The organism is Geomicrobium sp. JCM 19038 (assembly GCF_000698125.1).
Classification (GTDB): domain Bacteria; phylum Bacillota; class Bacilli; order Bacillales; family Marinococcaceae; genus Geomicrobium_A.
This window is the reverse complement of the sequence record NZ_BAXA01000002.1, coordinates 67,595-89,547: the sequence shown is the minus strand read 5'-3', so window position 1 is coordinate 89,547 and position 21,953 is coordinate 67,595. Positions and strand designations below refer to the sequence as shown.

Here is a 21,953-nt window from a genome sequence, read left to right as displayed (position 1 = left end):
TAAAGTCATCGTAACGGGGGGATTCATGTGAGTTCTGCAGTTGATATTTCAAAAAAGAGAAAGAAACGTTTGTGGCGTTATATCGGTATAGGGTTTGCCATCGTTGTTGTGTTGCTTATTGCGGTTGTCGCTTGGGGTTGGTCGCAAATCGGCGCTGGCGTCCCAACGACACAAGGCCAATACGAGTTCAACGAAATTAGTAATGAAGTAAATATTTATCGTGATGATTACGGAGTGCCTCATATCGAAGCCGAATCAGAATACGATCTTTATTATGCCCAAGGGTTTGTAACCGCACAAGATCGTATGTTTCAAATGGATTTGAGTCGTAGGCAAGCATCAGGAATGCTCAGTGAAGTCATTGGTGAGAGCGCACTCGATACTGACCGCTACTTTCGAACATTTGGCTTACGAAGAGCCGCGGATGCGTCCTATGATGAATACGGTGAAGATGCACAAGAAATACTGCATGCGTATGCCGATGGAGTTAATGCGTATTTAGCGCAAATGAATGAAAGCGGAGACATTCCAGTTGAATTTCGGTTACTCGGTTATTTGCCTGAACCGTGGGAACCGCTTGATTCATTAACGATCGGAAAATACATGGCTTATGATTTAGGAGGGACGTGGCAAGGACAAGCGTTTCGTTACTGGCTAGTAAACAACGTTTCTGAAGAAAAAGCCATCGACTTAATGCCCACATACAAAGAAGACGGACCCATCATTATGGACGTCGCCAAAAACACTGATGTAGATGTCTTGAGCGCATTCGAGGACGTGGCCGCGTACTTACCAGAACCATTTAACGGGAGCAATAATTGGGTCATATCTGGCGACCACACACAAAGCGGTGCACCACTTTTAGCAGATGATCCACACCTCGGCCTCGCCACACCTTCAATTTGGTATGAAACGCATTTACGTGGACCTGGTGTCGATGTAAATGGAGTGATATTTGCAGGGGTACCTGGAATCATTCTAGGACACAACGACGAGATTGCTTGGGGGGTCACAAATGTCGGGCCCGATGTACAAGAACTTTATTTAGAAAAACGAAATCCTGACGACCCTTATCAATTTCTGTATGAAGATGAATGGTACGATGCCGATGTAGTCATGGAAGAAATTGTCGTTGATGGGTATGATGAGCCCGTTCAACATGAAGTCGTTGTCACACGACACGGACCACTCCTTTCAGAATATAGTGATCCATTACAGCAAGAAGATGTGGCGATGGCCTTGCGTTGGACCGCCCATGACCCTACAAAAGAGCTTGAAGCGATACTGGAGATTAATAAAGCATCCAATTGGGAATCTTTTTTACATGCTTTAGAATCCTTTTCAGCACCTGCTCAAAACTTCGTCTATGCAGACCGTGATGGTAACATCGGTTACCGTGCTAATGGAAAGATTCCAATACGGGAACACAGCGATGCCCTGCTCCCTGTTGAAGGCTGGACGGGAGAACATGATTGGGAACGTTATATTCCTTTTGATGAACTGCCAACACTCTATAATCCTGATTCAGGGATGATTTCTACTGCAAACAATAAAATTGTGACGGACGACTATCCTTATCACCTTTCACATACCTGGGCACAGCCTTATCGTCATGAGCGAATTTTACAATTGCTCGACCAAGATGAGCCATTAACAAAAGAAGACATGATGCTCATGCAAATGGATGCGTATAACTTACATGCAAAAGAGTTCTTGCCTGAAATCGTTCCTCTACTTTTACAAGATGGACTACGAGAGATCGATCATTCTGCCATTGCGGTCATTCAACAATGGAACTATGAGGACGTTGTCGATGAAGGTGGTCCGCTTATTTTTCATTTATGGTTCCATGCTATTTCTAGTGTACTTTTTGAAGATACGATTCCAGAAGAAATGATGGCAATGTTTGAAGGGCGTACATCCATTATTGATCAGTTGCTTCGAGATGCGCTCGAAGGTGAACCTGGTCCTTGGGTTGAACACGCTGGTAGTCTAGAAGCTCTCTTAACGGAAAGTTCAAACGAGCCGTTGATCAAGCAAGTGAATTACAAGGAAATAAACCGGAGGAATGGTCTTGGGGAGAGTATCATCAAGTGACATTCGCTCACCCGTTAGGCGTGATGTCACCACTCGATTTGCTATTTAATCCAACACCGACACCTGTTGACGGAAGTCGGATTACGGTAATGGCAGCCGGCTATAATGATGAAACAGGAGCTACAAACCACGGGGCTGGTTGGAGAGGAGTCATGGATTTAGCTGACCTAACAGAGAGTTATCATATTGTCGGTCCAGGACAATCTGGTCACGTTCGAAGTGAACATTATGGCGATCAACTACTCGATTGGGTACACGGGGATTTTCATACAACGTCATTACAACCTGAAGTCTATCAATCTGGTGACCATCTGCAACTTTTGCCGGCTTCTCCTTAAAAGAAAAAAGACACTAAAACGCGCAGAGGTTCTGCATTCCTCTGCGCACTTTAGTGTCTTAGCCTTATAATAAGGTTTACATTCAGCCTACACATTATCGAATAAAAGTACAACCATTGACAATTCTTGTTCACAAATCGTTCATTTATTCCCCGAGTGCTGAACGAAGTTCTGAACTTGAATGATTCCAATAATCTTCACTAAAGCCTTTTAAATACTCTCTTAGCATATATAAGCTTTTGTCGTCCATACCTTTTACGATAACGCGGCCTTTTAATGCCTTATCCATGTTATTCACATGTTCTGGCATGCTCTTAAATCCTCGTTTAAATCGGCTGCCTTCTGGCGCCTCTTCCTCACGGTAAAAGCGGCATGCGCCAACTCCAAAGTACTTTGGTGATCCTTGATCTGTATGAGCAGTCGTCACCCAAACCATCCAATAAAGCTTCGGGTCATTTAGCTCTTCGAGCTGATCGAGCAATTTTACTTTTTTCTCAATCTCTGAACGGGCATGAATGGCACCCATATCAATAAAGACACGCTCTTCTACTGGATCGATAATAACAGGTGTAAGATTGTCTAGACTCAGAGACCCAACACCAAAACCGCCATGACCGTCTGTGGAATCTCCACTTAGAATATTAAAACCTGAGCCTTGCTTCTTCCCAGTGTTTTTATTAAATAAGTCCATGTGATCACTCCTTTTCCACCAATACACTTCTTACAGTGTATCACAAGCCTTAGGGATCTAAACAGTTTCGAGTCCTAAACGAAAAAACCGGATGAAAATCATCCGGTTAATGAGTAAACGTTGATTCGGCAATTGATTGCTTCCAACGAGCAATTAAAGCGTATGCCTCATTAATGTCTTCAAGTGAGTAGTTTTGTGTCTTCTTAAGTGTCCAAACCCGCTCTATCACTTCTTCTTTACTTGCGGGCTGCAAGTAGAGGATCGTTGCCGTTAACTCCAAAAACTTGGACGTACAGGCATTAAGCTCATCAACGACGACTTTCTCATCATGGCACGTCCAAGAACGCGCAGTTTTCGTTAAATATTCTCTGCCTGATTCCGCCAATTGATAGCGATATTGGCTATATCCTGAACATTCCTCATGAGTTTCACGTATGAATCCGAATTGCTTCAACTCGTCGAGTCGTATGGTTAGTTCCTCAGAATACGGACCATACATATGAAATCCATACTTTTCATGGAACGGCATGCCAAGCTGTTTTCCTATGTATACGACTTTCTGGAATTTCTTGCGACCAACAATTTCCTCAGCAGTTCCTAAAAGCGACATAATATGGACATGTTCCGTCAACATGCAAGCATCCTCCTCAACCGTGTAAAATCTTAATGATCGCCCGCTTTTCTTCAGAAAAACCAGGAGCGTCTAACACATCTTTTGGATAATACAATTTATGATCCGTTCTTTTCTTTCCTGAAATAGCTTCAACAACATCTGATTCTCTAGAAAGTTCTCGTAATCTGCCATTGCGATTTAAAAGATGAATCGGTAGCCTCTCTTCTTCTTCGCCAGGCCGATAAAAATCATAAGGCAAGTCAGACGAAAAATCAATGACAAGATAGTAATCAGGGTCAAGTCCAATTCGACGGAAACGTTCTTGTAAGTCGGACCATTCGTTTAAAATAAAATTCTGGTCAAATTCAACATACTGGAAAAGGTCTCTATGTAAAAAACGACGACATAAATCGGCAAGAATCACATCTTGCTCATCTTCCATACTTGAAAATAGTAGTAAATAATGGACTCGTCTAATTTCAAATAGTCTTGGGTGTTCATATTATTATTAAAGAATGGGGTAAAGTGATGAGGCGGTTGCGTAAACTGATATCCTTCAAGATAAAGCACTTTCGCCCTTCGTAAAATCTTATTCAGAATCACTTCCGCAGAACGAGTAACCGGGTGAAAGTACACTTGCCAGTACATTTGGTATCGACTCATAATATAATCTTCCACCGCGTGCATGCCTGTTTGTTTAATGACGACTTGATCTTCAGTTGGTCTCATTACCCGTAGAATACGTTCCATATCAAAGTGGCCATAACTTACTCCCGTGTAAAAAGCATCTCGTTGTAAATAATCCATACGATCCGCATCAATTTGACTCGAGATCATGCTAACGACTAGTTTGTTCGGATGCGTTTTCTCAATGACCTCTGATACTTCTTTTGGAAAATGATCGCCCATTCTCTTTAATACAGCATGGACTTCTGTATCTCCCATAATAATTGCTCGTGTCCATTCCTCATGATCCGTATCAAACACTTTCTCAAAAGAATGTGAGAATGGTCCATGACCAATATCGTGCAAAAGTGCCGCTGTTAAACATAATAGTCGGTTCTCATCGTTCCAATGTTGGCGACCTTCAAATACATTGACCATTCGACGCATGATTTCATAGACCCCAAGGGAATGGTTAAATCGGGTATGCTCTGCTCCATGAAACGTTAAAAACGTCGTGCCTAATTGCCGAATTCTTCTTAGACGTTGAAACTCTTTTGTCCCAATTAAGTCCCAAATTAATTGATCACGCACATGGATATAGCGATGGACAGGATCTTTGAATACTTTCTCTTCTTGCATGATTTCATTGCCTTGCATCTCAAATCCTGCCCTTCTTTAGGTTTTCATTCATTATACCGTTTCATCGGTTTATTAAAAAGAGGACAAGAGCAACTTAAATTACCTCTATCATAATCGAACATGTGTTCTTAGTCAATTCCTTTTACTTTCATGCCAAATGCTCGTACGAAAGCAGTAGCTTGATCTTCAGAGATTGTACAGCCGATTAACTCTTCTGCTGAGACGGTTAGTTGGTCAAACCTTGATGTGCTCAAATCGATCTCCTTTAGACTCGTGTTTGTAAATTGTACATCGTTTAAGCTCACATCATCAAACGTAACATTCGCAAAGTTTACCTCAACAAAGTCTGCATGATTGAGTAAAGAAGACTGAAAGCGCACATGCTTTAATGAACTGTGGCTAAAGTTACTATAAGGAAGTTGTGTATCCTCAAAACTCACATCTTGATAGAAACTATCAAAGCAGACAGCACCACTTAATTTGCACTCAAAAAACTTGACGCGGTGCATCGTCACTTGCGTCAAGTCAACATTTGATAAATCACATTTGTAAAATTCACAGTCGACCCATTCTGTTTGCTGTAACGAAGCTCCTAAGAAAAAGCATTGTTCAAAAACGGCCGCTTCAAACCGGCAATCGCGTAAGTCCTGTTGTTCAAATGTCTGTTTCCTAACGACAATCCGTTCATATCGCTCTTCTCGCTCCAGATGAATAGTTTCTTCAAGCGGTTCCTTAATCTTTGGGGATTGCAGTGTTCTTTTCTTCATTTTCTTGAATCATCTCCAAACGTCGGTTTGCAATCGCGGTTGTTCCTACTAGTAGTAACATAATTAGCGTGGAAATGATAATGTACGTCCAGTTCACTTGACCTGCGACGAGCGCTTGATAGCCAGCGACAATGATAAATTGGGCAATGAAAATTGTGAGTGCTACTGCCAGAATTCGCTTTGTCATTCGATTCATAAGTAACGCCTCCATAAGAATATCTTTTATGTTCTATACCTCTGAATCAATCATCATAAACACGTAGATATGCTATAATTGCAAGAGTTTATTGCCTGATGAATAGGAGTAAAACGATGACTGGACTAACTGAAATTAAACATGAGGCATGGCGTTATATGAACCGCATTCAAAGCGGTCAAAATGAAAATGCCTTATCCTCATTTGCATATGATGATACTTTTTGTGAAGCAGTTGGTGTATTAGAATCTGACCCTATTGTCCATACATGGGTTCATCAACCAACAATTGTACTTGGTACTCAAGACACGCGACTCCAAGATGTCTTCTTTGCGAAAGAACACCTAGAAAAAGCAGGATATACGATTATTGTTCGTAACTCTGGAGGGCTAGCAGTTATGCTCGATTCAGGTGTTTTGAACATTTCGCTTATCTTTAAAGACCAAAAATCTCTCAGCATTGATCCGACATACGAGCTGATGTTCAATCTTATTCACCAGATGTATTCTGACGCACCTTATCCTATAGAAGCAAAAGAAATTGTCGGATCTTATTGCCCGGGAAATTATGATTTGAGCATGCAAGGGAAGAAATTTGCAGGAATTAGCCAGCGCAGATTACGCAATGGAACTGCTGTGCAAATTTACTTAGCCATTACAGGCAGTGGTTCTGAACGTGCCACTACAATTCAACAGTTTTATTCACTAGCTGAACAAACATCGAGCGAAAAAACGATGACGATTGATCCGTCCACAATGGCATCTCTATCGGAACTTTATGGGCAGCCGTTAACTGTTCAAGACGGAGAAAACCGTTTAATTAACACATTTGACATGCTAGGAAAGACATTGCAACCCAAAGAGATTTCCGGTGATGAACAGCAACGTTTGACTAAACGACTGAAAATGGTCTATGAGCGAAACGATAAGATTCTCTATAAAAGCTGACCCGTGCGCAAGTGTTGCGTATGGGTTTTTTGTTAAAATGAATATTCATTCATTTTGTGATACACTACGTATAATTCATAAAAGATGGAGGGTTCTCTATGGAACTGAAACAAGAAACGGTTCTTTATGACGTTAACAATCAGATTGCAACCATCACGTTAAATCGCCCAAACGTCAAAAATGCTTTAAACGATGAAATGCACCACGAGCTTTTCGAGTCTTTTAAAGAAGCGGAGCGTGACTCTGACGTCTCTGTCATTGTTCTTCAAGGAGCAGGAGATGCTTTTTGTTCTGGTGCAGATTTAAAAAGTGCTTCTTTGAATGATCGAACTGCATTCGACTATGGAGATTCATTGCGAGATACTTACAACCGATTAATTCTTACAATTACGCAAATTCAAAAACCTATTGTTGCTCACATCAATGGGATTGCCGTTGGTGCTGGGTTAAGCATTGCGCTCGCTTGCGACTTCCGTGTTGCAGCTTACGACGCAAAAATGGCTCTTAGCTTCCTCAACATCGGACTTGTTCCAGACGCTGGTGCCTCTTACTTTTTACCGAGGATTGTCGGCTATGCAAAAGCCTAGAACTCGGGATGGGGCAAATGATTTCTGCTGAAGAAGCGTATCGCATCAACTTAATCAACCAAATCGGTACACCTGAAGAACTTGCAAAACAACTCACAGAAACTCCACTCGAAGCTTTTGGTTGATGAAGGCAACAATGCGAGAAAGTTATGAGCATTCTCTCTCTGAAATCCTAGAAAAAGAAGTCCAGGCCCAACGTTTAGCGGGTCAAACAGAAGATCATGCAAAAGCTGTTCAAAAGTTCTTAACGAAACGTTCTTGACGGCTTTGTGACGCCTTTTCTCTGCATTTCAAATCTAGGTATTGCTTATGCTATGATAAGGAAGAATGATTGTAGTGTGTAAGAGAGAAAGGAGCATGTCTCATGGCTGAACCAGCAGAAACGATTGATGGTTGGTATAGTCTGCACGACTTTCGTACCTTCGATTGGGCAGCGTGGAAGCGCGTACCTGCCGAGGAACGCGGGCAAATCGTAGCAGAATTTAAGGAAATGATCGAGGATTGGATGCATAATGAGGAACGAGGAGAAGGTAGCTATGCTCTTTACTCCATTGTTGGTCAAAAGGCTGACATTATGTTTATGCTTCTTCGTCCTACAATGCAAGAACTAAATGAAATTGAAAATGCGTTTAACCAAACGCGTTTTGCAGAATTTACGATTCCGTCTTATTCTTACGTCTCGGTTGTTGAACTTGGAAAGTACATGTACCGTGGCGATGGAGACCCATTAGATGATCCAGGAATTCGTGAGCGTGTTTTCCCTGTTCTTCCCAAATGGGAGCACATTTGCTTTTATCCAATGGATAAAAGCGCGAAGGCGACGATAACTGGTACATGACTCCAGCGAAAGAACGCGGGCAAATGATGTATTCACACGGTATGGTTGGCCGTAAGTACGCTGGCAAAGTGAAACAAGTGATTACCGGTTCTGTAGGTTTCGATGATTGGGAGTGGGGCGTAACGCTATTTGCCCACGACGTACTTCAATTTAAGAAACTCGTTTATGAAATGCGTTTTGATGAAGTATCCGCCCGTTTTGCTGATTTTGGATCTTTCTACGTTGGAAATGTGTTAACACTCGAAGATGTTGACTTCTATTTCAAAGCTAGATAAACCGTTAGGATATTTTGTTGATGAAAATCAACAAAATATCCTTTATTTCTTTTCAAGAGTGCAGTACCCTTAATGGAAGAAACATTTACATTTCACATAAAGATAGGAGGCCGATCTTGTGACAACTTCGTCATTAGGTTATCCAAGAATTGGAGAGCAAAGAGAGTGGAAAAAAGCATTAGAAGCGTATTGGTCAAACTCAATTTCTGAAGACGATTTACATGCACAGCTCAAAGAAATTCGTCTGAATCATCTGCGTAAACAGAAAAAAGCAGGCATTGACGTGATCCCTGTTGGTGATTTCACCTACTACGATCACATCCTAGATGCTAGTGTAATGTTCGGGCTAATTCCTAAGCGATATGACTATTCAGGTGGCCCTGTTTCAATTGATACGTATTTTGCCATGGCACGTGGAAATGCCGAGCTCCTGCCTGTGAAATGACAAAATGGTATAACACGAATTATCACTATATCGTACCTGAACTCCAAGATGCGACACCGACTGTCACTGAGAACCGACTGGTTACTCTTTATAAAGAAGCAAAAGACGAGCTTGGCATTGAGGGTAAACCTGTACTAATCGGTCCTTACTCGTTCCTTAAATTAGCAAAACATTACGACTTATCACAAACAGAAGACTGGTTAAAACAATTAACTGTTGTGTACAGTCAAGTATTGCGTGAGCTAGAAGAAGCAGGTGTACTATGGGTACAACTTGATGAGCCTTCACTCGTCACAAATGTAACTGATGAGGAAATGGCGTACGTCAAAGACATTTACGAAACGCTGCATGCGGATGTACCAAACTTACAAATTATCGTACAAACGTACTTTGATGCAGTCGAAAACTATGACCAAGTCGTCGAGCTTCCTGTTGCAGGAATAGGACTAGACTTCGTTCATGATGGCGGAAAGAACTTGCACGCCATTCAAACGAAAGGATTCCCTGGAGACAAAGTTCTTGCGGCTGGCGTCATTGACGGTCGCAACATTTGGAAAGCAAAAGTCGTCGATAAACTCGCATTGCTTGAGCAAGTTAAACAAGTTGTAAAGACTCCTGAACAGTTATGGATTCAACCTTCCTCAAGCTTGCTTCATACGCCTGTTACCGTACAAAATGAACCAGAACTAGACTCGGTATTAAAACGCGCATTATCGTTTGCCGATGAAAAACTAATTGAAGTTGTTACACTAAAAGAACTTCTTTATTCCGATCAATCAGCTGATCATACAGCCATTCGCGAAAATCAACAATTATTCAAAGACATTGAAGCGACTGGATGGCGCAAACAAGAACCAAATACTGAACCTTTCTCAGAAGTATCTCGTACGGCTTCTTATGAACAAAGACGACCGAAACAACTTGAGAAATGGAATTTGCCAATCCTACCAACTACAACGATCGGCTCCTTCCCACAAACGAAAGAAGTACGGCGATTACGTGCACAAGTTAAAAAAAGGCTCGATTACTGAAGAAGACTATAAAACTCAAATTAACGACTACATTTCGACATGGATTACGCACCAAGAAGAGATCGGGCTCGATGTTCTCGTTCACGGAGAATTTGAACGTAATGACATGGTAGAATTTTTCGGAGAGCGCTTAGAAGGATTTGCATTCACGAAGAATGCTTGGGTACAATCTTACGGTTCACGAGGCGTAAAACCACCAATTATTTATGGGGATGTTCGCTTTAAACAACCGATGACTGTAGAAGAAACCGTGTATGCTCAAACATTAACGTCAAAACCAGTAAAGGGCATGTTAACTGGACCTGTCACCATTTTAAACTGGTCATTTGAACGTGATGATTTACCAAAATTCCAAGTCGCTTTCCAAATTGCTGAAGCGATTAAAGAAGAAGTGAGTGCGCTTGAGAACGCAGGAATTGAAATGATTCAAATCGATGAACCTGCGCTTCGGGAAGGTCTCCCTCTAAAGGAGCAAGATTGGAAGACCTACTTGGATTGGGCTGTACATGCGTTTCGACTTAGCTCTTCCCACGTCCAAGATACGACGCAAATTCACACGCATATGTGCTATAGCGAGTTCCAAGATATCATTGACGCCATTCGCGCACTTGATGCTGACGTGATCTCAATTGAAACGTCTCGTAGTCAAGGAGATATTCTTTCAACATTTGAGGAGAATACGTATGAATTAGGCATTGGACTCGGCGTGTATGACATTCACAGTCCACGTGTTCCTTCTGAAGAAGAGATGTCGACCATTTTAAACCGCGCGCTAAAAGTATTGCCTGTTGAACGTTTTTGGGTAAACCCTGATTGCGGGTTAAAAACGAGAAAAGAAGAAGAAACTATCGCTGCACTAAAATTAATGGTGAACGCTGCCAAACACGCACGAAAGCAAGTAGCAACAACTTCATCGTAAACGAAAACCTCTGCATTGATTGCAGAGGTTTTTTTATTCTGTCATAACCCTAAATGGCTGGTCATAAGATGATGAAGGAGTATGTATAGGAGGTGCGCAGATGGCAGTTATAGCTGCAACGGATGAAGATGTTCAAATCTTGGCCCGGTTAATTCGCGCAGAAGCTGAAGGTGAAGGAAAGCAAGGCATGTTAAATGCCGGAAATGTCATGGTAAATCGAGTTCGATATGATTGCTCTGACTTTACAGACGTCCGAACGATTCCACAAATGGCATTTCAATCCCCAGGTGGCTTTGAAGCCGTTCAGAAAGGTTATTTTTATCAAAGAGCGAGGGATCAAGAGATCGAACTTGCAAGACGACTCATCCGTGGTGAGCTAATTCATCCTGGTGAACGGGCACTTTGGTTCTTCCGCCCAGACGCACCGTGTCCAGGAGAATGGTTTGGTCAGCCACTTGCTGGTCAATTTAAAGCTCACTGCTTCTACAATCCTACTTACAACGAATGCCCAAGTGTCTGGTGATTATTAATAAAGGAGTGATTGTCGTTGTTTAGAAACCCTTATTACGGTCATCCTCAGTTCATGCAACCGGTGTACCCTCAACAATACTATTATCCTCAACAATATGAACAAGAAGAACGTGGTGATGATCAAGAGGAACACGCTGAACCTCAATCTTATACATTTGCGCCACCACCAATGTATCGAACGCAACCACCATTTAACGGAAATCAAGATGGGCAAATGCTTCCAATTGAGCAATCTTATATTGAAAATATTCTACGCCTCAATTCAGGCAAGGAAGCTACCGTTTACATGACATTTGGAAGTGGAACGAATCAGCAAGTGCAAGTGTTTGAAGGGGTTATTCAAGAGGCGGGGCGTGATCACATTATCTTGCATGATACGTCAACGGGCCAGCATTATTTATTACTCATGGTTTATTTAGATTACATTGTCTTTAATGAACCGATTGAATATGAGTATCCTTTTGGCGGGGCTAATATGGGAACGTATTCCCCTAGATAATCCGTTCATACCCAAGGTCAATCGACCTTGGGTATTTTTAACGCAATCGGTTTGTTTTGACAGGTTCAAATTCCATTCAGTATGCTTTATAGAAGGTGAACTCGCACACAATAGCTTAAAAAGGGGCCAACGCGATGCATCAATCACAACTACATGAACAACCGCCAAAACAAAGCATCCGTACGATGTTTCGCGACCTCTTGCAGCGCGTAAAACGAAGTCGATTATTTATTGTACTTGCTATTTTTGCTGTTTTTATCGTTGCAATGATTGAGTTTTTTATTCCTCAAGCGATTCAATATACAATTGACGTAATTATTCCACAGCAGCTGGTAGATCAGTTAATTTGGGTGTTCGTGCTCGTAATTCTTGCAGCCCTCATGCTCATCGGCTTTCAATTTCTCGGAAGCTTTTTAATGGCCATTGTCGGTCAACGAGCGCTGTACGATTTAAGAAATGAATTATACGATCACTTGCAAAACCTCGATGTTGCTTTTTTTGACCGCAACCGTACTGGCGATTTAATGTCTCGCCTTACGAACGACGTTAACATGTTACAACAGTTACTTTCTTCAGGACTTTTAACATTACTTTCTGATCTATTCATCTTTTTGGCTATTAGTCTTTATATGTTTTATGTTAATTGGCAACTTGCTTTACTTATCTTGCTCACATTTCCTATTTTGTTTTTCGTAACACGTTTTTTTGCCCGTCGTATTCGAAGTGCCTTTCGTAACGTACAAGCTAGTCTTGCTGAAATCAACAATCATTTACAAGACTCTTTTTCTGGAATTCGTCTCGTCAAATCATTTGCAATGGAAAACTTTGAGAGCGAACGTTTTCAAAAACGGAATAAGATTAATCAAGAAGCGAACCTTAATGCAGCTAGGAACTTCTCTTTATTCGGTCCAATTGTAAGCTTTATTAATTACTTTGGCTTAGCTATTGTCGTTGCATTCGGTGCATGGCAAACGATCGGTGGTGAGATGACGATCGGTATGATCGCTACATTCCTCATCTACCTACGATTACTCCAAAACCCAATTCGACGTGTAAGTCGATTAATGAACACCATTCAACAAGCAGCTGCAGCGTATGACCGTATTCAATCTGTTCTTTCAGAGCGACCAAAGATTGTCTCAAAACCTGATGCAGCAACCTTAAACGTGACAAAAGGTGACATTTCATTCGATCACGTTACGTTCTCATATAACGATGACAAAGAAGCCCTAAAACAGGTGAACTTTAAGCTTGCAGGAGGGAAAACGACTGCACTCGTCGGCAAGTCCGGCTCAGGCAAGACGACAATCACGAACTTGTTAACGCGATTCTATTCACCCGATCACGGGACAATTTCAATTGATGACACTCCGATTGATCACGTTACTTTAGAATCTTTGCGTTCGCAGATCTCTGTCGTTTCCCAAGATATTTATCTAGTTAACGGTACGATTAGAGAGAACATTGCTTATGGTACACCCGAGATCGATGACCTTGCTGTAAAAAAAGCTGCAGCGATTGCAAAAGCAGATGAATTCATTGAGGAACTAACTGAAGGCTATGATACATCCGTAGGAGAACGAGGAATTAAATTGTCTGGTGGACAAAAGCAACGCATCAGTATTGCCCGGGCAATATTAAAAAATCCACGAATTATTTTATTAGATGAAGCAACTTCAGCTCTAGATACGGCATCTGAGAAGGCGATTCAAGAAGGGCTCGACGACTTGTTACGAAATCGTACGGCCTTAATTATTGCCCATCGCCTTTCAACGATTCAAAACGCGAACCACATCGTTGTCTTAGATAACGGTCATGTCGTTGAAGAAGGAACTCACGAACAATTACTTGCTCAAAAAGGGTATTATGAAAAGCTCCATTCACTACAACATGAAGCACTAGCAACCATATAAAAAAAGACCACAAGCAATAAGCTTGGGTCTTCCTCATGAAACAATTGTTTTATGTTTCTAACGTCTTCATTTTGGATCATCATCGTCAAGTATTGAATTCGTTTTGCCTTGTTCATTCCTACAGGAACCGGTATGCCATGGCGGTCCCGCTCATGATGAATGGCTGCTCTTGCACGACGAAGTAATGCCTTAACTGTTGTAACATTACATGCTAAAAGTTCTGCAATTTCTTGATCACGGTAACAAAACCCTTCTTTTAGCAAATACACGACTTGTTGTTTCTTTGTAAGAGTATGAACGAGTGTCTCAGCAATCATTAACGCTTGAAATCGGGCAAATGATACAGGCTCTTCGGTCGTTTTCTTAGGAGATTTTTGATCTTTACGATACGCATCAATCCATATCGTCTTTGCAGTACGTTTTGCATATGCTTTCGTAATTTCTTTCGGGTTTGTAGCGATAATTTTTGCAACTGCCTCTTGTGCAAGGTCTTTTCCTTTATCGCCTTTTTGAAGCGTTTGGCAATATTTTAATAAAGATTCATACGTTTCCTGCCATTCCATTGCAGCTACCCTCCATAAATGTGATCAATTAATCCATATTCCTTTGCTTCAAATGCATTCATGAAATGATCACGGTTAATATCTTTAGCCACTTGTTCTTCTGTTTGGCCCGTTCGCTCAGCCAATTGCTTTTGAATTAACGCTCGGTGCCTTTCAATGCGTTTCGCATAGATTAACATGTCAGAAGCTTGCCCTTTTGTACCACCTGAAGGTTGATGTATCATTATTTCTGCATTCGGGAGCGCATACCTCTTTCCTTTTGCTCCCATGGCCAAGATTTGTGCTCCCATTGAAGCTGCCATACCTGTACACAGTGTCGCAACGTCTGGCTTTATAACATTCATCGTGTCAATGATCGAGAAGCCTGCAGAAATTGAACCACCTGGAGATTGAATGTATAGCGAAATGTCTTTCTTCTCATCTTCAGATGCTAAAAAAAGAAGCTGGGCAACGACAGCATTCGCCATTTGGTCATGAATTTCCGTACCAATAAAAATGATTCGATCTTTTAAAAGTCGGGAATAAATATCGTAGGAACGTTCTGAAGTAGCAGTTTGTTCAATCACATAAGGTATCGTTTGCATAACATTACCTCCTCGGTTAATGATTTTCTCAATTTCCTAAACGTATATCGAATGCATTACGATACGGGTGGAAAAATAAAAATATTGCAGAGCATACAAACGCCTATACGTGCGAGAATATGTTACAATACATGACAGTTACTACGCTTCCCATTATCTAGATTTTTTTAGTACATCCCCTTATACACAAAAAAATATTTCGTTATAATGATTCTTATAGGGAGGTGAAAAAATGCCATTTGTCATTACGTCTGCCTGCAAAGAGGAGAAAAACGGTTCTTGTGTAGAAGTTTGTCCAGTCGATTGTATCGAAGAAGGAAAGGACATGTTCTACATTGACCCGGATATTTGCATAGATTGCGGAGCTTGTGAACCTGTATGTCCAGTCGAAGCGATTTACCCGGATGATGAGGTCCCAGAAGAGGAAGCTCAATATATTGAACTTAATGCTCAATATTTTAATCAGTAGCATTACTTACAAAAACGTAGCGTTGTTCAGATCGAATGGCGTCTACGTTTTTAGGGTGAATTGATATAATATTTAAATAGTTACCTTCATAACTTGCTGTATTAGATTTTTTTGTACTGCCATGTTATAAAGAGAAGATAACATTTTGACTATTTTTCAGCACTTTAGATCGCACTCTTGAACTTTGTCTATCTATACCGATAACCTTAATGTGTACTATACACGTTCAATTAACTCATCAGTAGGTGATCCGAGCACGTGGAAACAATCATTTATTTTCTTATTTTGTTAATCATGGCTGCAATACCTTTCCTTGAATACATGGTGGCGATTCCTGTCGGAATTCTTATTATGCCAATTCCAACAACGTCAGTTATTGTCGCTTCAATCATTGGAAATGTTATTACCGTCATTCTACTCATTATACTTGTAGAAAAAGTACGAGGTTGGATTATGAGCAAAACCGAAGAACCTGAACCTGTTAAAGATGAATTAGACACTACTGTGAACACTACACAGCCTGAACAAAACGACGCTTTGCACGATTCAACTGTAGAAGCAGATCAGGCAGAAGCAAACAAAATGGAAGAACCCTCAAATCCATCACGTTTTGAAAAGCAACGTGTTCGTGCAAAACGCTACTGGGATCGTTTCGGCTTAGCTGGACTATCAATCCTAGGTACGGGTTTACTCAGCAGTCACTTAACTGCTTTGCTTGCGTGCTCATTCGGTGCCAATCGTGCCAAGTTATCGCTTTGGATGATTATAAGTATTGTTCTATGGTCTGTGCTTTTAGGTGGCTTAATTCATTTCGGGGTGATTACGTTCTTCGAATAACAAAAAACGCTCAAGTCCAGGACTTGAGCGTTTTTTTATTCTCATTCTACATTAACGCGATGATGCTTTCCCCATTGTTCCATCTCTTTTAAGAGGGGAAAAATAGAACGCCCGTACTCTGTAATCGAATACTCTACTTTTGGTGGGACAACAGCATGTTCATATCGGGATATTAACTGGTCTTCTTCTAGTTCTTTTAATTGTTTGATTAACGTTTGATGATGAATCTCAGGAATACGTTTTTTAATCTCACTAAATCGCAATGAATCATCAAACAATTCAATCAGAATAATCCCTTTCCATTTCCCACATACAACTTTAAGTGTTGTTTTAATATTGTTCATTGTTTCTACTTTCAATGTTATGTTCTCCTCACCCAAAGTATATTTAAATATACTTCTTCACAATTTTACGAACAGCTTTAAAATAATAGTAGGCAGGAAGTATTAATCACAACCATACTATCTCATAAACTACAAAATTTTTCCACTCACGACTGAAAAGGGGGTGGAATACCGCTTATGACCTTGTTACACGACCTTCTTCAACAAGAATTTAAGAAAACCAAAGCACATCGTCCACATTGTAACGTTATGGACTGCTTGGCTGCCTACATAAAGCAACTTCAATTCTATGTTGAAAAGGAACCATCCGTATTAGAGGCAAAGAAGGACATCACTTCACTTGCCAAGTACCACGTAGAGCGTCTAAAAACATTTCGTCAACACACAACGTTCTATAAACGTCGTCAATCGTTGTATCGAATGATAATGGAAGCATTAGTAGGGGAGCTTGACGAGGGGTACTCGAATAAAAGCATTAATCAAACGATTTTTGAACAGATTGAACTGTACGAGCATACGTATGCAGAACAGTATCAATTAGAATTAGATTCGTATCTCCATCATCAGAATTCAACACTACTCTCGCTTGATAAAACGATTGCCGTTTGGCCAATTCAAGACCTTTATTATCAAACGAATCATAACTCTGCACTGTTCTCCGTTCTACAGGAGGTAAAGAGACGTAGAGTTCACGATCTAATCATCGACTTAACGGCTGTTAACCAATTAAGTGCCACAGCAACAAAACAATTCATTGATCAGTTAGTTACAGCACAATTAATTGGTGTAGAGATTTGTCTTACTGGCATTTTGCCAAACGTTTCCGAGTCGCTCGTTCTCTACGATCAAGATCACCTCGTTGATCGATTTAAGATTTTCCCAAGCCTACAAATTGCGTTGCTAGAGCTACAAAAAGGCGATGAGTAACGGTCATCGCCCTCTTAACGTTGCAATGGTCAGGCACAACCAACCGCTAATAAACGAAACACCACCAATTGGTGTAATCGCCCCAAGCCACGTCATACCGGTGAGCGCCATTACATAGAGACTGCCCGAGAATATCACGATACCAATGACTAAAAGTGAAGCAGAGACTTGAAGCAACTTCGAAGGTCCAGTCATACTGATTACGATTCCAATTACCAAAATACCTAGTGAATGAAACATATGATACTGAACACCAGTTTGATAGTTCTCTAACATATTATCCGTAATAGAACCTTCTAAACCATGTGCGCCAAAAGCGCCAATGGCAACGGCTAGCATCGCTAAAATTGCTCCTGTAGCGATCCATTGATTTTTCATCTTTATACCCCTCATTAGAAATCTAAAAGATTTCCTTCGATTTGTTGATTGGTAGATGGTATAGACTGAGTTACTGGCACTTGTGTATATCTTGGTTGCTGCGTCTGGGTAACTTGTGGTTTTACCCCTGTAGCCTTAACATCATCATCTATTGAACTGCTTTCTTCAATAAGCTCACTGTAAACTCGTACAATGCTCGCTTGTTTTTGAATGACCAACGAAGAAGCCCCACTTGCATGAAGGGATTGCAAGTCTTCGACAGCTTGATGTAATTTCTTAAGAATCGTTGATAATTGAACTGCCATGTAATCGCCCTTCCTTTTCTAACTTTCGTTTTCCACTTTTGTTAACTCATTATTCATCTTACCATAGATTACGACTGCGTTAGAAAGTGAGGCGACACTTATGATTCTAAAAAGAGCAAACCCGATGGTTCGCTCTTTAATTACTCGTACCTTCTTCTATTTTTGTGTATCCATAAGCTTCAATCTTCTCATAGTTTTCACTATCAATGATCCAGTAATTATTCTCCGTATCTTTAACAACTACTTCGTCTTTTTTTAAGGCATTCTTCGCATCTTCTTCATTATCATAACGCTGAGCCATAATTTGTAAGTCATCAATGATAATCATTTAACAAACACCTCCAAGTAGTGTTTATTTTCCCCGACGTTCATGCTCATAAACCAATCTTTATGTTACGATTTCTTTAACATCCATTTAAGAAAGTGTGGCAAAACGAGTAACACAACGACCATACGAATAATGTGAAGACTGGCGACTAATGATGGGTCCATCTTTAAAGATAATGCCGTTGAAGACATCTCTGGTGCGCCTGCTGGTACGGTACTAAGTAAACTCATCAAATAACTCATTGGTGTGAATAGATAGAAAATGAAAGCAATACAAATCGCCATGACCATATATAATCCGAGAATTTTAGCACTCGCTATGCCAATTTCACGCAATCGCTCTAACGTGGAACGTTCAAAACGAATCCCAACCATAGCACCAATCAACACTTGTCCAATGCCAGGAATATATGAAGGTAATGCTCCGAATGTAAAGACAAACTCACTCGCTACAAACCCAATCATAATTGCATAAATCAGGGTGGCACCGGCAAAGTTAAGCCATTTCGTTAACAACATCGTAAGAATTAGAATAACACTAAAATAAAGCACATGCTGGACTTCTAAACCACTTGCTGAAGTTGTAAATGTTTCTGAAGACCCTTGCCCATAAACCATTCCAACTCCAAAAGGAATGAGTAACACGAACATCGTAATCCTCGCTGTATGAAAAGAAGCGACAATCCGCTCATCCGCCCCATAATGACTCGATAATGCGATCACTTCTGAAGCACCACCAGGCACAGTACAGAAAAAGGCGGTCTTACGGTCTAGGCTCGTCCAACGATCTAGCAGAATGCCAAATAACAATCCACCTAAGAGTGTAATGCAGAGCGTCACAATTAATGGGAGAATGTATTGATGCAGATGAAGAAATAATTGTGGTTCCATCATCACACCAATATTTGCACCGACAAGGATCAATGCGACTTGGAATGGCCAACCATTAAATGAGTAACTCGTAACAAACAATCCATAAACAATTCCAGTGAAGATTGCACCGAGTAACCATCCTGCTGGTATTCCAATGGCTTGGAATGTTGCACCAACAACAAACGCAATCATTAGAAATGCAATTTTATTTAGCCACATACGATGCTCACACCTTTATCACTCATCCAAACACCACCGAACCGGTGATCTTCCTTGCTCTATTAGGAAAGTATTCGTTTTAGAAAAAGGACGACTCCCAAAGAAACCACGATAAGCCGCGAGAGGACTTGGATGTGTACTCATTACCTTACAGTGTCGATCGTCAATCATCGTGGCTTTTTTTTGCGCGTCTTTCCCCCACAAAAGGAACACGATCGGCTCTTCTTTCTGATTGAGTAACGAAATGATTGAATCTGTAAACTGTTCCCAACCTTTCTGACGGTGGGAGTTTGCTTCCCCTTCTTCAACCGTTAATACCGTATTTAATAGAAGTACACCTTGACTTGCCCAAGCAGTTAAATCTCCATGGGATGGAATGTTACATTGAAGATCTTCTTTAAGTTCTTTATACATATTCCGTAGCGATGGTGGAATCGCCACACTTTTTGACACGGAAAAACTTAAACCTTGTGCTTGTCCGAACCCATGATACGGGTCTTGCCCGAGCAATACAACATTCGCTTGCTGATAAGAGGTCAATTCTAACGCACGGAAAATATCTTCTCTCGGCGGAAAAATCGCTTTTTGACTATACGCTGTTTCTAAAAAGGCTTGCAACGAAGTAAAGTAAGACTTTTGAAATTCATCTTCTAGTAAATAATCCCAATCATTACCAATTGTTACGTTTTTCATGATGTTCTCTCCCTTGTTTCACGTGAAACGACCTATGTTTTTAGTTGCAAAAACAAAAAGATTAACACACCATAGAGGCGTTTCTGTTCTCTCTTTGACAGATCACGACGAAAATAAACGATATGATTCTCCATGTCACGAAACAACGTAGTATATTCATGTGGAAATCGACCTTGATAATACTCAGCCACAACATCACCGAATTGATTCTCAAAACGGAAGCTCCCCGTCAAGTCTGCCTTAATTGGCAATACTAATTGCCCGTCTTCATCTAATAAATTACCGCGAATGTTAAACATCCGTAAATCGTCTTGCACGTATGTACCGATATGGCTGCCTTTCTCATCTTTAATCGTTAGCGTCGACTTAATCCCCCAACCTGTCCGTTTAATTGCCATACATTTTTGATCCAGATGATCATAAATTGTATACGTCCAAGGGATAAATGTAAGTAAGTCGTTTTTAAACAAAACCGTAAACGGCCACATAAACCAAGAAATCTTACTTACTTTCGCCTTGCCTACATATTGACCTTTCTTCGTAAACAACAATAATTCCTTTATGTACGACACATTTGATTGAATGACAAGGTGATCCAAATGAATAAGGTGTTTATCCGCTTTCGGAACTTCTAGATTTTTTACTTTATTGTACTTTACATGAGATATAGGAATCATAATGGCGATTGCCAAAGTAATAAAATAAAATAAAAGATACTCAAACCATTCTTCTGTCGTTATTGGCCAATCAACGATGAGAAAAGTGGTAATGCTCGTTAAAAGAGCAAAAGTAAAGATATAAGAGAGATAAATTCTCCTCTTATACATCGTCTTTAACATCTGACTTTCACTCCTTACTTATGATACGGAGAACCTTTATTAATTTGCATAGCTCGATAAATTTGCTCGGTTAACATGAGCCTCATAAGTTGATGGGGAAATGTTAACGCTGAAAACGACCATTTTAAATCTGCACGTTGCAATAGTTCCTGACTCATACCGAGTGAACCACCTATAATAAACGTAATTGCACTCGTTCCATATGTAGGTAATGTTTCAAACCGTTCTGCAAGCTGTTCAGAACTTAACATCTTGCCTTGGCGCTCAAGTACGATTACATAGTCGCCTGCTTTAATTTTCTTATCAATTCGTTCTCCCTCTTTTTGTTTGATTTGTTCCATCTCTTTTTCGCTCAACCGCTCCGGTGCTTTTTCATCTGGTACCTCAATCACTTCAAATTTCACGTCGGTACGAAGACGCTTCGAAAACTCATCAATACCCGATTGAATGTACTTTTCTTTAATTTTCCCGACTGCAATGATGCTAACTTTCATGTTATCCACCCCTTTATCCACAGAAGTTATCCACATATTCACAGCTTCATTTTGAGTAAATGCCTAGTTCCACTCGTTATCCACTGTTTATAACTCTTTATTCACAAAC

The 21,953-nt window shown here is 40.6% G+C and carries 24 protein-coding genes and 4 pseudogenes; 13 read left to right on the top strand and 15 right to left on the bottom strand.

Features of this window, described 5'->3' with window-relative positions; translation table 11 throughout:
* Positions 1–27 precede the first annotated feature (27 nt).
* Positions 28–2,097, top strand: coding sequence for a penicillin acylase family protein (locus tag JCM19038_RS03275; RefSeq protein ID WP_307189937.1), 2,070 nt, complete (start codon positions 28–30; stop codon positions 2,095–2,097).
* Positions 2,064–2,435, top strand: a pseudogene (locus tag JCM19038_RS24825) (penicillin acylase family protein); the annotation flags it as partial. The gene JCM19038_RS03275 and the pseudogene JCM19038_RS24825, both read left to right, overlap by 34 nt.
* A gap of 145 nt (positions 2,436–2,580) precedes the next feature.
* Here JCM19038_RS24825 and JCM19038_RS03270 read toward each other — a convergent pair.
* The 5 genes and pseudogenes from JCM19038_RS03270 to JCM19038_RS03250 form a co-directional block, all read right to left on the bottom strand.
* Positions 2,581–3,126, bottom strand: coding sequence for a YwhD family protein (locus tag JCM19038_RS03270; RefSeq protein WP_042414545.1), 546 nt, complete (start codon positions 3,124–3,126; stop codon positions 2,581–2,583).
* A 106-nt stretch (positions 3,127–3,232) separates the two neighbouring features.
* Positions 3,233–3,760 carry a YwgA family protein gene (locus JCM19038_RS03265; protein WP_042414543.1) on the bottom strand — a complete coding sequence of 176 codons (528 nt, stop codon included), beginning with the start codon at positions 3,758–3,760 and terminating at the stop codon, positions 3,233–3,235.
* A 13-nt stretch (positions 3,761–3,773) separates the two neighbouring features.
* A pseudogene (locus tag JCM19038_RS03260) lies at positions 3,774–5,062 on the bottom strand (HD domain-containing protein).
* A gap of 110 nt (positions 5,063–5,172) precedes the next feature.
* On the bottom strand, positions 5,173–5,811 hold the full coding sequence (locus JCM19038_RS03255) for a pentapeptide repeat-containing protein (RefSeq protein ID WP_052361014.1): 639 nt from the start codon (positions 5,809–5,811) through the stop codon (positions 5,173–5,175).
* Positions 5,777–6,007 carry a hypothetical protein gene (locus JCM19038_RS03250; RefSeq protein WP_042414541.1) on the bottom strand — a complete coding sequence of 77 codons (231 nt, stop codon included), beginning with the start codon at positions 6,005–6,007 and terminating at the stop codon, positions 5,777–5,779. Before JCM19038_RS03250 ends, JCM19038_RS03255 begins: the two co-directional genes overlap by 35 nt.
* Before the next feature lie 116 nt (positions 6,008–6,123).
* Between JCM19038_RS03250 and JCM19038_RS03245 the strand changes: the two genes are divergently transcribed.
* From JCM19038_RS03245 to JCM19038_RS03215, 8 genes and pseudogenes are all read left to right on the top strand, one after another.
* On the top strand, positions 6,124–6,954 hold the full coding sequence (locus JCM19038_RS03245; RefSeq protein ID WP_052361012.1) for a lipoate--protein ligase family protein: 831 nt from the start codon (positions 6,124–6,126) through the stop codon (positions 6,952–6,954).
* A 98-nt stretch (positions 6,955–7,052) separates the two neighbouring features.
* Positions 7,053–7,541, top strand: coding sequence for an enoyl-CoA hydratase/isomerase family protein (locus tag JCM19038_RS23285; RefSeq protein ID WP_238554263.1), 489 nt, complete (start codon positions 7,053–7,055; stop codon positions 7,539–7,541).
* Positions 7,542–7,677: 136 nt separating this feature from the next.
* Positions 7,678–7,803, top strand: a complete 126-nt coding sequence (locus tag JCM19038_RS24210) for a hypothetical protein (protein ID WP_255343333.1) — start codon at positions 7,678–7,680, stop codon at positions 7,801–7,803.
* 102 nt (positions 7,804–7,905) lie between these two features.
* Positions 7,906–8,654: pseudogene (gene hemQ / locus JCM19038_RS03235) on the top strand (hydrogen peroxide-dependent heme synthase).
* 118 nt (positions 8,655–8,772) lie between these two features.
* Positions 8,773–11,049: pseudogene (gene metE, locus JCM19038_RS03230) on the top strand (5-methyltetrahydropteroyltriglutamate--homocysteine S-methyltransferase).
* Between the two features lie 100 nt (positions 11,050–11,149).
* On the top strand, positions 11,150–11,572 hold the full coding sequence (locus JCM19038_RS03225) for a cell wall hydrolase (protein ID WP_042358091.1): 423 nt from the start codon (positions 11,150–11,152) through the stop codon (positions 11,570–11,572).
* A gap of 24 nt (positions 11,573–11,596) precedes the next feature.
* Positions 11,597–12,079, top strand: a complete 483-nt coding sequence (gerQ, locus tag JCM19038_RS03220; RefSeq protein ID WP_238554262.1) for a spore coat protein GerQ — start codon at positions 11,597–11,599, stop codon at positions 12,077–12,079.
* 134 nt (positions 12,080–12,213) lie between these two features.
* Positions 12,214–13,992, top strand: a complete 1,779-nt coding sequence (locus JCM19038_RS03215) for an ABC transporter ATP-binding protein (RefSeq protein ID WP_042414533.1) — start codon at positions 12,214–12,216, stop codon at positions 13,990–13,992.
* Here JCM19038_RS03215 and JCM19038_RS03210 read toward each other — a convergent pair.
* On the bottom strand, positions 13,944–14,555 hold the full coding sequence (locus JCM19038_RS03210) for an RNA polymerase sigma factor (protein WP_042414530.1): 612 nt from the start codon (positions 14,553–14,555) through the stop codon (positions 13,944–13,946). The genes JCM19038_RS03215 and JCM19038_RS03210 overlap by 49 nt on opposite strands.
* 5 nt (positions 14,556–14,560) lie before the next feature.
* Positions 14,561–15,139: an ATP-dependent Clp protease proteolytic subunit gene (locus JCM19038_RS03205; protein WP_042414528.1), complete on the bottom strand. Its 579-nt coding sequence runs from the start codon at positions 15,137–15,139 to the stop codon at positions 14,561–14,563.
* A gap of 232 nt (positions 15,140–15,371) precedes the next feature.
* On the opposite strand from JCM19038_RS03205, the gene JCM19038_RS03200 reads away from it, so the two are divergent.
* Together JCM19038_RS03200 and JCM19038_RS20345 are read left to right on the top strand one after the other, a co-directional pair.
* Complete coding sequence (locus JCM19038_RS03200) at positions 15,372–15,608, top strand: ferredoxin family protein (protein ID WP_042358088.1); 237 nt, start codon at positions 15,372–15,374, stop codon at positions 15,606–15,608.
* Between the two features lie 258 nt (positions 15,609–15,866).
* A complete protein-coding gene (locus JCM19038_RS20345) occupies positions 15,867–16,445 on the top strand; it encodes a small multi-drug export protein (RefSeq protein WP_052361010.1) in 579 nt (192 codons plus the stop codon).
* A gap of 41 nt (positions 16,446–16,486) precedes the next feature.
* Here JCM19038_RS20345 and JCM19038_RS03190 read toward each other — a convergent pair whose 3' ends face one another.
* Entirely contained in the window at positions 16,487–16,804 is a 318-nt protein-coding gene (locus JCM19038_RS03190; protein WP_238554261.1) for a helix-turn-helix domain-containing protein, read from the bottom strand.
* Positions 16,805–16,966: 162 nt separating this feature from the next.
* Between JCM19038_RS03190 and JCM19038_RS03185 the strand changes: the two genes are divergently transcribed.
* Positions 16,967–17,716 (top strand): STAS domain-containing protein, encoded by a 750-nt coding sequence (locus JCM19038_RS03185; RefSeq protein ID WP_042414527.1) that lies wholly within the window; start codon positions 16,967–16,969, stop codon positions 17,714–17,716.
* A 3-nt stretch (positions 17,717–17,719) separates the two neighbouring features.
* On the opposite strand, the gene JCM19038_RS03180 is transcribed toward JCM19038_RS03185, so the two are convergent.
* From JCM19038_RS03180 to rlmH, 7 genes are all read right to left on the bottom strand, one after another.
* Positions 17,720–18,094 (bottom strand): DUF423 domain-containing protein, encoded by a 375-nt coding sequence (locus JCM19038_RS03180; protein WP_042414525.1) that lies wholly within the window; start codon positions 18,092–18,094, stop codon positions 17,720–17,722.
* A 14-nt stretch (positions 18,095–18,108) separates the two neighbouring features.
* Positions 18,109–18,399 carry a DUF5327 family protein gene (locus JCM19038_RS03175; protein WP_042414522.1) on the bottom strand — a complete coding sequence of 97 codons (291 nt, stop codon included), beginning with the start codon at positions 18,397–18,399 and terminating at the stop codon, positions 18,109–18,111.
* 136 nt (positions 18,400–18,535) lie between these two features.
* Positions 18,536–18,727, bottom strand: coding sequence for a hypothetical protein (locus JCM19038_RS03170; RefSeq protein WP_042414520.1), 192 nt, complete (start codon positions 18,725–18,727; stop codon positions 18,536–18,538).
* A 65-nt stretch (positions 18,728–18,792) separates the two neighbouring features.
* Positions 18,793–19,818, bottom strand: coding sequence for an AbrB family transcriptional regulator (locus JCM19038_RS03165; protein ID WP_042414516.1), 1,026 nt, complete (start codon positions 19,816–19,818; stop codon positions 18,793–18,795).
* An 18-nt stretch (positions 19,819–19,836) separates the two neighbouring features.
* Entirely contained in the window at positions 19,837–20,511 is a 675-nt protein-coding gene (locus tag JCM19038_RS03160; protein ID WP_042414513.1) for a uracil-DNA glycosylase, read from the bottom strand.
* Positions 20,512–20,543: 32 nt separating this feature from the next.
* The gene (locus JCM19038_RS03155) at positions 20,544–21,350 is read right to left on the bottom strand and encodes a hypothetical protein (protein WP_042414511.1); all 807 of its coding nucleotides are present in this window, start codon (positions 21,348–21,350) and stop codon (positions 20,544–20,546) included.
* A 14-nt stretch (positions 21,351–21,364) separates the two neighbouring features.
* A complete protein-coding gene (gene rlmH / locus JCM19038_RS03150; RefSeq protein ID WP_042414507.1) occupies positions 21,365–21,844 on the bottom strand; it encodes a 23S rRNA (pseudouridine(1915)-N(3))-methyltransferase RlmH in 480 nt (159 codons plus the stop codon).
* Between the last annotated feature and the right edge of the window lie 109 nt (positions 21,845–21,953).